General features: G+C 62.1%; 5 protein-coding genes. All 5 read left to right on the top strand.

Going from position 1 to position 12,353, the window contains the following annotated elements; genetic code table 11:
- Window positions 1–48 precede the first annotated feature (48 nt).
- The 5 genes from IPM12_08260 to IPM12_08240 all read left to right on the top strand — a co-directional run bounded on the left by IPM12_08260 (window position 49) and on the right by IPM12_08240 (window position 12,330).
- A complete protein-coding gene (locus tag IPM12_08260; GenBank protein ID MBK9147795.1) occupies window positions 49–594 on the top strand; it encodes an RNA polymerase sigma factor in 546 nt (181 codons plus the stop codon).
- Window positions 591–1,790, top strand: a complete 1,200-nt coding sequence (locus IPM12_08255) for a DUF2807 domain-containing protein (GenBank protein ID MBK9147794.1) — start codon at window positions 591–593, stop codon at window positions 1,788–1,790. The genes IPM12_08260 and IPM12_08255 overlap by 4 nt, the downstream gene beginning before the upstream one ends.
- A gap of 92 nt (window positions 1,791–1,882) precedes the next feature.
- Window positions 1,883–3,631 carry a long-chain fatty acid--CoA ligase gene (locus IPM12_08250; GenBank protein ID MBK9147793.1) on the top strand — a complete coding sequence of 583 codons (1,749 nt, stop codon included), beginning with the start codon at window positions 1,883–1,885 and terminating at the stop codon, window positions 3,629–3,631.
- A 138-nt stretch (window positions 3,632–3,769) separates the two neighbouring features.
- A complete protein-coding gene (locus IPM12_08245) occupies window positions 3,770–6,298 on the top strand; it encodes a T9SS type A sorting domain-containing protein (GenBank protein MBK9147792.1) in 2,529 nt (842 codons plus the stop codon).
- Between the two features lie 137 nt (window positions 6,299–6,435).
- Complete coding sequence (locus IPM12_08240; GenBank protein MBK9147791.1) at window positions 6,436–12,330, top strand: T9SS type A sorting domain-containing protein; 5,895 nt, start codon at window positions 6,436–6,438, stop codon at window positions 12,328–12,330.
- Window positions 12,331–12,353 lie beyond the last annotated feature (23 nt).

Raw genomic sequence — 12,353 nt, 5'->3', positions numbered from 1 at the left:
TAACCTATCCCTTGGTCCGGAGACATTCCTTGCACCGAATCCGCCAACGTGCACGAAGACAAGCGCAGCGCATTCATGCAGGCATACCAGCCTTGCCACGAGCCGTTCGTGCGGTATTGCTCAGCGCTCGCCCATGGGAAGATGGACGCCCAGGACCTCGTGCAGGACGTGCTGCTCAGCGCGTTCCAGCGATTCGAGGCCATCCGGAAGAAGCATGAGCTGCTGCATTACCTGATCCGTGCGGCGAAGAACCGGGCGGCAAGTGCCTGGCGAACGAACAGGCGCAGCACCGATCTCTGCGAGAAGCAAGCGGCACGCTTGCAGTCGCTCGGCGCCTCCGCTGAGATGCTCCTTGACGTAGAGATCCTTTATGCCACCCTGGAGCGCCTGCCTCCGGACCAGCGCGATGCACTCGTACTCTTCGAGGTCAGCGGATTGCCCATGGCGGAGATCGCTGCGATCCAAGGCGTCAACGAGAATGCGATGAAGACCCGCGTGAGCCGCGCGCGTGCGGCTGTCCGGGAAATGCTCGGTTGCCGAACTCAACAACATCCGAACGCCGCGCTCGGCGCATTCAAGACCCTGATGCTATGAAAGGCCCCATCGATGAAGCGCCCGTTCTGAAGCCGCTGCAAGAGTTGCCGGCAGAGCTCACCTTGGATCAGGTGGGGCTCATGGTGCTCGTTTTCCCGCTAGCTGGCGTTGGGGCGGGCTGGCTTGCATGGTGCAAACTCCACATCAACTCCATAGCCATGTCAACCACTGGATCGATCATCCTGGCCGGCGGCCTCTACCTCGCTTCGCCGAGCGAACCGGCCGTGCCCAGAACCGAGGCCGCAACGTTGGAAGCTGCAGCTGCTGAACTTCCGATGCCCGTATCTGAAGCGGAGGAGGCAGCCGCCCTTGTGCTGAATCCGCCCGAGGACAAGGTGACTCCAGCCAAAGAGCCTGAGCCGATCAAGGGACCACCCGCTCCAATGAAAGCCGATCCATTAGCGCCGCCGTTGGAATCCGAATCACAGGATGATGGAGTTGTCCTTCTGGCAAGCCTGAACACCGAGACTGTCCAGGGCTTACCTGCCGTAGTGCTCACCATCGACCGGAACAGCCGCAGCTACGATTTGAAGGGATTCACCGGAGTGCAGCTCGCGACCAGCATCGACGTGACGGTCACCGAAGGCGAATTCTCCGTGACCGCAATGGGCGATCAGCAAGCCTTGGATCGACTGAGGATAACGGTCGAGAAAGGACTGCTGCGGATCGACAAGGACCATGAGAAGTGGCCGAAGCAGAACTGTGAGGCCTCGGTCAGTGTATCTGTGCGCATGCCCGTGATCGATCGGTTCGAGGTGCTTGGATCCGGGAACCTTGCAGTGGGTGAGTTCAAGCGGGCCGAAGACCTCACGCTCGGATTGGCCGGCTCCGGCGATATGATCATTGGGGCCGTGAACGAAGCCCGATCGCTTCGCCTGAACATCGCAGGCTCCGGCGATATCGTCCTTGGCGAAACGAATGTATCGGGCGCCACCACCATCCGCATCGCCGGGAGCGGTGATGTGCGCGTGGCCGGCCGATCAGGCAGCCTTGATATCGGCGTTTCCGGTTCGGGCAACGTGTCAGCGGGTGGTCTTGAATCCGGCACCTGCAAAGTGCGCATCTCCGGTTCGGGTGACGTGATCGTTAACTGCAGCGGCCAGATGGACAGCAGCATCTCTGGCTCCGGCCAGGTCGTCCAATCCGGGAGCAGCGGCGGCGCCCGGCCACGAGGGGTTGGCACCATGAGTTACTAGGTCCAATCGGTTCGGCGGCCGCGCTCCCGGAAGCGCATCAGTTGGGCGCATGATGCACCGGCGCGCAATGGGCGCGCTGCTATCTTCGTCGCATGCCCATCGAACGCCTTTTCGACATCCCGCGCCACCAACTGGCCAACCACCCCAAGGCCGACGCCATTGCCACCAAGGAGAACGGCCAATGGCGGCCCTACTCCACACATGAACTCCTCGACATCAGCGAGCGGCTCGCACTGGGCCTCATGGCATTGGGCGTTGCTCCCGGGCACAAAGTCGCCATCTGCAGCGGCAACCGCAGCGAGTGGGCCTTGGTGGATCAGGCCATCCTACGAATCGGCGCCATCACGGTGCCCATCTACCCCACCAGCAGCAAGGACGACTACGCCTTCATCCTGAAGCATGCCTCTGTCAATGTCTGCTTCAGCAGCAGCGGTGATGTGCTTGCGAAGGCAGCCGGCAGCGGTATCGCCCAGCACTGCTTCACCTTCGACCGGGTCGAAGGCGCGCGCCACTGGAGCGAGGCGCTCGACCTTGGCGATGCGTCTCACGCAGGCACGCTGCGCGGATATGAGGCCGCCGTGAAGGGCAGCGACCTGGCCACCATCATCTATACCAGCGGCACCACGGGCAAACCCAAGGGGGTGATGCTCACCCATGCGAACGTGATCAGCAACCTGCTGGCCAGCATCGAGCGCTTCCCGGTTGACAGCAACGCACGGTGCATCAGCTTCCTGCCTCTTTCGCACATCTACGAGCGCATGCTCATGTACATGTACCTGTACGTGGGCGTGAGCATCTACTTCCAGGAATCATTGGAGGACCTTGGCGATCGCATCCGGGAGGTGCGGCCCGATGTGTTCACCGCAGTACCACGCCTGCTGGAGAAGATCTTCGACAAGATCGTCGCGAAGGGCGAGTCGCTCACCGGGATCAAGCGCTGGCTCTTCTTCTGGGCGCTTGAATTGGGCTTCAAGTACGATGTGCATGGCCGCAGCTGGTGGTACAACGTGCAGCTCGCCCTGGCGCGCAAGCTCATCTTCAGTAAATGGCAAGCCGCGCTCGGCGGCAAGTGCCGCGTGGTGGCCAGCGGCAGTGCGGCTTTGCAGGAGCGGCTTGCCCGTGTTTTCAACGCTGCGGGCGTCCCGGTCATGGAAGGCTACGGCCTAACCGAGAGCAGCCCCGTGATCAGCGTGAACGACCTGCGCAATGACGGACTCCGGTTCGGCACGGTGGGGCGCCCGATACCCGGCGTGGAAGTGCGGATCGCCGCCGATGGCGAGATCCTGGCGCGCGGACCCAATATCATGCAGGGCTATTACAATGAACCCGAGCTCACCAAGGAGGCCATCGATAGCGAAGGCTGGCTGCACACGGGCGATATCGGCGAACTGACTCCTGAAGGCTTCCTGCGCATCACCGACCGAAAGAAGGAGATCTTCAAGACCAGCGGAGGCAAGTATGTGGCGCCGCAGGTGCTGGAGAACCGATTGAAGCAATCGCGCTTCATTGAGCAGGCCATGGTAATCGGTGAGAATCGGAAATTCCCAGCCGCACTAATCGTTCCCGATTTCGCATTCCTGAAGGATTATTGCGCCCTGAAGGGCATCCCCTTCGGGAGCCGTGAGCAGGTCATCGCCGATAAGAGGATCGTTGACCGGATCTTCCGGGAGGTGGAAGCCGCCAATGCCGACATGGGCAACTGGGAGAAGGTGAAGAAAATAGCGCTGCTCCCTGCGGAGCTCACGATAGACGGCGGGGAACTCACACCTTCGCTGAAACTGAAACGCAAGCCCATCATGGCCAAGAACCAAGCGCTGATCGAAGGCCTTTACGCCGATTAAAGCGTATGCACCATGATTCCGCAACCCATTGATAATCTGTGCGTAACAAGTCACCAAGCCACCTTGATGAGGCAAGTGCGTCCTATATTTGCCGCGAATCGGCACCTTGCTTCTTTACCTCAAGCGATTAGCGCGCACATGCCCCTGCTGAACCTGGCCAGAAGCGCGGCGATTGCGCTCCTGTTGTCCGCCGCAACCGTTCCGCTCAGCGCCCAAACCGCCGGTGACTACGGCTCATGGGTGACGGGGGCTTGGAACACCGTGGCGACCTGGCGGGTTTATGATGGCGTGAGTTGGGCTTCATCACCGGCTGCATCCGCCGTTCCGAATGCGAATACCAGGGTCTGGATCCGCACGGGCACAACCGTAACCGCTGCTTTCGGCAGCACCTATCACTGCGCCGAACTCTTCATCGAAGCCACGGGCCGGCTGTACAACAACAACACGGGCGCTACCAACCTCAGCTATGTGCATGTGTATGGTGTGGCCCCTGCGCACACCGGGCAAATCGTGGTGAACGGGAATCTCGGGAACGGAGCCACCTTGGACGGCATCAGCCTGAGCATCGACGGGGCCAGCATCACCATGAGCGGCTCTGGCACCGCCAATGCGGCCCGGATCCGAAAGACGGCGACCACCCATCCGATCAGCGGCGCATCGTTGACCACCACCAGCTTCACCATCGACATGAATGTGAACCTGCGCTTCAGCGCGGGCAGCACCACCATGCTCTATAACGGGTGCTCTGCGGCGAGTAATTTCCATGTCACCATTAACGCTGGAAGGACCCTTGCGCTGGTGGGTGCAGCCGGCACGGGCAATGTGAGCATCGATGGTTTGGCCGGGACAGATTTCTGGCAATTGGGCGGTTCGATCACGGTGAACGGAACCCTGCTGATTCCTGGGATCCTCTACGCCACCACCAATAATACCAACGCGGCCTACGAATGCAGGATCACCATTGGCCCTGGAGGATTCGTGCGCACCACTCAAGTGCACGCCGCCGGCTCCGGAACCGCGTGGCACCGGTTCTTCGTGAATGCAGGCGGCATCCTGGAGATCTCCGGGACCCCAGTGGCTTGGACGTCCTACTTCGTGAACAATAACCAGTACGTATTCGATGCCAACAGCCAAACGACCTATTCCGGCGCGGGGACGCAGAATGTGCCCAATGTGGTCGGTGGATATGGCAATCTGCGCATCAGGGGCACGGGCGTGAAAACGATCCTGGGCACCCTGCTAGTCAAAGGCAACCTTGAGATCCTGAATGTGACCGGTACCCCGGAACTGGATGTCACGATCTCCAACTTCCAAGTGACCGTGTATGGGAACTGGACCAGCTACGGCACAGCGGGATTCAACGAACGCACCGGACTCGTGCTCTTCAGTGGCTCTGCAGGCACCCAGGTGATCAACACTGCTGGTGGTGAGGATTTCTTCAATTGGCGCATCGCCAAATCAGCGGCGCAACCGCTGGTGCGGATGGATTCCGATGTGCGGGTGGCGCAAGTGCTCAACCTGAACACCACGGCCGCGATCCTGGATCTGAACGGCAACATGCTCACCCTGCTCAATCCCGCCGTCGGGGCCATCGCCTCAAACAGCACCTTCGGCACCACGCGTCATATCCGGAGCGAGCGGACGGACAACATGAGCCGCGTCCGCTGGAACATCGGCACCACCACCGGGGCGCATGTGGTCCCCTTCGGCACGGCCACGTCCTATATCCCCTTCACCTTTGACCTGCTCAGCGGAGATGCCGGCAGCGTGACGATGGCGACCTATGGAACGCCACCGGACAACATGCCCTTGCCGGCGACCCCCACCTTGGTATCGGCTCTGCCTAGTGGCTACGGCCTTCTGCCCGATAATGCCGAAGCCACCGTCGATCGCTTCTGGCAGATTGATGTGACCGGCACGCCCAACACGCTGCTCACCTTCAGATACCAGGCGAGCGAACTGCCTAGCGCTCCCTTGGCCGATCCGCTCAGTCTGCGCGCCCAGCGCTACAACAGCGCGGTGCCGTATTGGGAGGACCAATTGGAATCCGTGGGCAATGGCTCCTACTTCGCCACCGCCAACAACGTGAGCGCATTCGGACCATTCACCCTCACGCATATCCTGAGCCCCTTGCCTGTGGAGCTGCTGCGATTCGATGCGCGCGTGGACCTGGCCTCCGTGCGGCTCGATTGGACTACCGCCAGCGAATTGAACAACGACCGTTTTGAAGTGCTCCGCAGCCGCGACGGGATCGTTTACGAGGCATTGACCAGCGTACCGGGCGCCGGGAACAGCAACTCACCGCGCTCCTACACGGCCTACGATCGCGCGCCGTGGATGGGCCTGAGCTATTACAAGCTGCGGCAGCACGATTCGGATGGCCAATGGCAGGATAGCCACGCGGTGCCTGTGCACTTCGGCACGGAAGCCGCTGAGCCGATGGTTTACCCCAACCCGGTGCGCGACATCGCTTATCTACAGGGCCTTCCCTCCGGGACGGTTGACCTGCGCATAACCGATGCAACTGGCAGGTTGGTCTCCCAAGCTAGGAAGTCCGGTGATAGCGACCGCTTCGATTGGCCGCTCGGACAGCTCCCTGCGGGCAGTTACCTGGTGCAGGTAATCGAGCGCGAGCGCGCTTGGACCTTGCGCTTACTGCGCGACTAAGGCGCATCACCGTTTTTTTTCAACATGTTGCGCTCTCTGATCCGCGATTTCGCGGATTCATTGCACCTTCGAATCCCCTTTACCTGCAGTTGACGCTGCACCTTCAATTTCGGCCCCTGAAACCCAACTCCCCGATCATGAGACTCTTCAACCCTACACCCCATCTGCTTCGCGCTGCATGGGCCCTTGCGGCCGTTGCCTTCCTTGGTGCTTTCGCATCCGGGCAGCACAGCTATACCACGATCGGCTCACCCTACACGCAGGATTTCAGTGCGTTGGGCACTGCCAATATCTCCGTGGCTGGAGGAGACCTCAACCTGCACAGCAGTTCTGTGAACGGCTGGTACTTCCTTGAATCGAGCGGCAACACCCAGATGGACGCCGGCACCGGTAGCTCGGGCACTGGCAATTCGTACCATTTCGGCCTGAGCGGCAATACGGAACGTGCAATCGGCGGCCTTCAGAGCGGAAGCAACAACCCGACAATCGGATTCTACTTGGTGAACAACACTGGCTCCACCATCACCAATGCGGCCATCGCTTACACCGGGGAGACCTGGAGGATCGGCACGGCCAGCCGATTCGACCGGATCGACTTCCAATTCAGCACCGATGCCACAAGCCTGACCACCGGAACCTGGACTGATGTGGATGCCTTGGATTATGCGAATGTGGCGGCTGGGGCAACCGCCAGCGGAAGCATGCTGCATAGCGCCGCCATCGGCCACACCATCACGGGCCTGAGCATCGCCAATGGCGCCACCTTGTTCATCCGCTGGACCGACTTCAATGCCAGCGGCGCCGACGATGGCATGGGCGTGGACGACTTCAGCTTCATCGGAACCGCAGCAGCATCGATCACCACCGACCTCACCGGATTCACGGGCGCCTTCGGCAACGTGAACGTGGGCAGCAGCAGCGCCGCGCAGACCTTCCTCGTCAGTGGCAGCAACCTCACGGCGAACCTCGAGGTGCTGGCCCCTGCGGGATTCGAGGTCTCTCTCGATGGCAGCGACTGGAGCAACAACCCGGTGTCCATCGTGCCTTCCAGCGGAACGGTGAGCCCCACCACCATCCATGTCCGCTTCAGCCCAGCGGCAGCTATCGCCTACACCGACGACGTGACTTGCTCGAGCACGGGCGCCACGAGCCAATTGGTGCCCGTGAACGGAACCGGAATCGCGGTATCGGTGCCCACGCAGCTGGTCATCACCAGCATCAATGGCGGCGGTAACGTGATCGAGAACACCGCCTTCTCCATCACGGTTCAAGCACAGGACGCTGTGAACAACCCGCAGAACGTGACGGCCGATACCGACGTGCTGATCACCCTCGACCAAGGCTTCGGATCGCTTGGCGGCACCGTGACCGGCACGATCCTCATGGGTACGAACACCGTGGTGATCAGCGGGCTGCTGTACGACATCGCCGATTTCGGTGTGGTGCTGAATGCCGAAGTGACGGCGGGCGATGCGCTCACCGACGGACAGAGCGCTCCGTTCGATGTGCTTGGCGTGGCGCAGGACCTCAGCTTCAGCAACATGCCGCCCAGCGGACTCACCGGAGTGGCGGTGGCGGAGTTCCAAGTGGATGCATTGCGCGGCGATGCCACTGTGGCGACGGAGTTCACTGGCGCGGTGACGATCAGCGTACTGATCGGGCCCGGCAACATTTCGGGCATCCTCACACAGAACGCTACGAACGGGACCGCCAGCTTCCCCGGCATCAGCTTCGATACGCCCGGCACCTATGTGCTCACCGCAACAGCAACCGGCTTGAACGACGGCAACAGCCCGGCGATCGTGATCACCGATGTGCCGACGCTCACGGAGATCATCCTCCCTCAGTATGCCGTGAACGGCAGCACCTCGGGCACACGCCTCCCCTACCTCTGCCGGCTACAGCTCGACAACCTGGTTCCGAACACGATTTATCGCTACATCGTGGGTGCAAGCACGAACGCCAGCCTCGGCTTGGCCACTTCAGCAGGCAACATGTACGCGATCAACAATACGGCCGGCGCCTTCGGGCATATCACCGGCCAGACCTCAAGCAAGAGCGTGAACGCCCCTGTGCTCGATGGGGATGAGTTCACGACGAACACGCGCAGCGCCGAACTCACCACCGATGGTACCGGCAGCTACACGGGCTGGTTCAGCATGGTGCCCACTGGCAACGCGGTGTTCGATGATGGCAACGACGTGTACTTCTACGTGCAGCTGAACAATGGCTTCGGCGGGCTTGCGATCACCAATTCGGTGCGCACCACGAACACCATCCGCATGATCATACCAACAGGCACGGCTCGCGCGGCGCGAGGCGAATCGAGCGCAACCGCGGAGAACATGGTCTTCCTTTACGACAACGAAGCCGGGTCCGGCCGTCCGATCTGGGGCACTTGGGCAGAGGATGATGGGATTGACCAGACCTATACCACGTGGTATGATGCAGGCGTTGACGCGCAAGCCGGCCGATGGGGAGCTTACCTGCCCTCCACCCTGCCGGATGGCATCCGGCGGATCGAGCAGCGCGATGTGGCCACCGGGGCCCTCTTGAACTGCCCCGGCCTCAGCAGCACAGGCACGTGGTCCGGCGCAGGAAACACGGTGAACCCGACCAGCGGCACCACGCCCATCGTGTTCACCACTGGCGATGCCAACTTCGATGCGCCCACCACCTGGTATGCGGACACCGAGGGCGACGGATTGGGTGACCCCAACGATAGTCAGGTTTCATGCGATCAACCTTACGGTTATGTGGCGGACAACACCGACTTGTGCCCCGCAGACATGGGCACGGTCGGCTCCGCTTGCGATGATGGGGACAACAGCACGATCAACGATGTGATTCTGGGTGATTGCACATGCGCAGGACAGACCATCGATTGCGAGGGAACACCGAACGGCCCTGCCTTGCCCGGCACCCCTTGCGACGACAATGACACGGGCACTGGCAACGACACCTGGGACAACCAATGCATCTGCGTTGGCGAGGTGATCGACTGCCTGGGTGTCACCGGAGGAACTGACTTGCCCGGTACACCGTGCGATGACACGGACCCCAGTACCGGCAACGACACCTGGAGCGCGGGCTGCGCATGCATAGGCCTTCCGCTGGACTGCGAGAATGTGCCGGGCGGCAGCGCCTTGCCCGGAACCCCATGCGATGATGGCTTGGGCAACACCGCCAACGACACGTATCAACCCGATTGCAGCTGTGTTGGCACACCGGTGCAGTTCACCTCCGGCAACATCGTGGTGCTGCAAGCGGGAAATGGCACAGGCTCACTTACCAATACGGGCAACCCGGTGGTACTGCGCGAGTTCACCGGAGCGGGCACCAACACCATCAACATCGAAGTGCCGTCCGGCGCCACGGACCCGCTCGTTGTGAGCGGGACGGCCACCACCGAGGGCATACTATCGCGCTCAGCCGACAAGGCCAAGCTCGTCTTCGCGGGTTATGCGCAGACGCTTCCGGGCGCCGGCAACCTCACCTCGAGCACATCGGCCAGCGTGAACCGGGCCATCGGTTCCATGGACAATGCGGCGAACTACGTGCGCGAGTCCACCAGCACGAGCTTCTTCAGCGGTGGCAGCATCCGCGGTGCCGCCAGTCAGGGCACCGATTTCTGGAGCGCGGGCGCGAACACCGGCATCGCCTACTTCGCACCGGGCACGCCAGCCATCGTGAGCACCACGCTCACCAACAACCGCGCGATGGAAGTGCACAATGGGCAGCTCTATTTCTCGACCGGCTCGGGCGCAAGCCGGGGGGTGTGGGCCGTTGGAAGCGGGTTACCCACTTCTACTGGTCAGACCAGTGCCGTTGTGATCAACGCTGGAGGAAGCGCGAGCCCCTACGAGTTCGCCTTCAACCCGGCTACTACCATCTGCTACATCGCCGATGACCGTGCGTTCGCTTCCGGCGGCGGAGTGCAGCGCTGGGACTTCATCTCGGGCAACTGGGTGCTGAGCTACACGCTTGCAGTTGATGGCACCACCGGTGCGCGCGGCTTGGAAGTTGACTTCAGCGGCACAGACCCAGTGATCTACGCCACCACGACGGAAGGGACCAACCGCCTCGTGCGCATCGTGGATACCGGCGCAGGCAGCACTGGATCGACCATCGCATCGGCGCCCGCAAATACCGCCTTCCGTGGCGTTGCGCTAGCACCTGAGGTGCCCTGCGTTGCCGATGCCGACAATGATGGTGTTTGCGATAACGACGACAATTGCCCGGACGACCCCAACCCGCTTCAGGAGGATATGGACGGGGACGGCATTGGCGACGCCTGCGACGATTGTCCGCTCGCAGTGGATGGCATCCCCAACTTCGACGAGAACACCTGCGCCTGCGAGCTGGGCTACTTCGCTGAACCCGCGGACCTCCCACTCATTTTCACCTGCACCATCTGCCCGCCGGGCAGCTACTGTCCGGATGGGATCAATGCCATCCCTTGCCCGGCCGGATATGCCAACGGCAGCAGTGGTCAATCCGCGTGCAGCGCCTGCCCGCCGGGCAGCTTCAGCGCCAGCAGCGGCCAAGAGCTCTGCGACCTGTGCCCGGTGAACACTTTCAATCCGTTCGACGCGCAGACCGAATGCTTGGCCTGCCCCAACGGTGAGACCAGCGGGCTAGGCGCCATTGAATGCACACCGATCGCAACCTGCACCACCGACCTCGACTTCGTGTACCAGGCCGATGGTGTGGATGACCTCGATTGGGCCATCTATGAGCAAGGCACCAACACGTTGATGCAGAGCGGCGGCGGCGCCCTGATCGGCAACGGCTCCGAGGCCACCTGCCTGCCCGACGGCTGCTTCTACCTGGTGGTCACCGACGGCGGCGGCGACGGCATCACCGGCGGCGGCTACCTGCTGAAGATCAACAGCAGCGTGCGCCTGATCGATAACCTCTACGGCGCCTTCGGCGAAGGCGGCTTCACCAGCGGCGGCACCAGCCAGATCGCGGCCAACGAGGGCTTCTGCCTGCCCGTGGGCACCGACCGCCTGATCTACACCAGCTGCGACAAGCGCGACTGGAAGATCAGCCCCTGCGGCGGTGAATACGTAGTGGCCAACGACAACGCGGCCGTGACCGCGCAGTACAACGTGAACAACGCCAACAGCGGCTACCAGATGTGGTGGTACGCGCCCAACGGCGGCTACAGCTTCAAGCGCTTCCAGAGCCACAACACGAGCAACGGACTGCCTGCCAGCGCCACCCGCGCGGCGCACTTCCTGCTCAACGGCTGGGCCGGCAACCAGCTGGTGGAGGGCGGCTTCTACAACGTGAAGGTGCGCGGCCGCATCAATGGCACCTACAACAACTGGGGCCCTGCCTGCCGCCTGGTGGTGAACAGCACCGAGGCCCAGTGCCCCCGCACCAAGCTCATGGACCAGCCGGGCAACCAGTACCTGAGCTGCGGACAGACCCGCGGCATCGGCACCAACATCCGCGTGCATGCCAAGCCCGTGCGCCGCATGAACGGCAACTGCAACTGGGTGAACGCGAACCGCTACCAGTTCCGCTTCCGCATCCCGGCCGAGTTCGTGACGATCGTGAAGACCAGCGCCACGGGCCAGTACCGGGTGAACACCAACGGCCTGGCCTGCAACAAGACCTACGAGGTGGATGTGCGCGCGAGCTTCGACAATGGCGCTACCTGGTGCCACAGCAGTGATCCCTACGGCGATGTGTGCCAGCTGACCACCACGTGCGCCTTCGGCATGGCTGAAGAGGGCGGCAGCACCACGGCGAGCGAGGCCCGCGTGGCGATGTACCCGAACCCGAACCGCGGCGACCAGCTCTTCGTGAGCCTGAGCAGCGTGGAGGAGGGTGTGGAGAGCATCAACGTGGACATCTACGATGCCTTCGGCAAGCGCGTGGCCCAGCGCACCCTCGGGGTGCAGGACGGCTATGTGAACACCGCCATCGCCCTGAACGGGGAACTGGCCAACGGCATGTACCTGGTGAGCATCACCGCCGGAACCAGCACCTTCAACGAGCGTCTGGTGATCCAGAAGTAGCAGCGAGCGAACAATCCGAAGCG

The organism is Flavobacteriales bacterium (assembly GCA_016716605.1).
Lineage (GTDB): Bacteria > Bacteroidota > Bacteroidia > Flavobacteriales_F > PHOS-HE28 > PHOS-HE28.
This window is presented reverse-complemented; position numbering and strand designations above follow the sequence as displayed.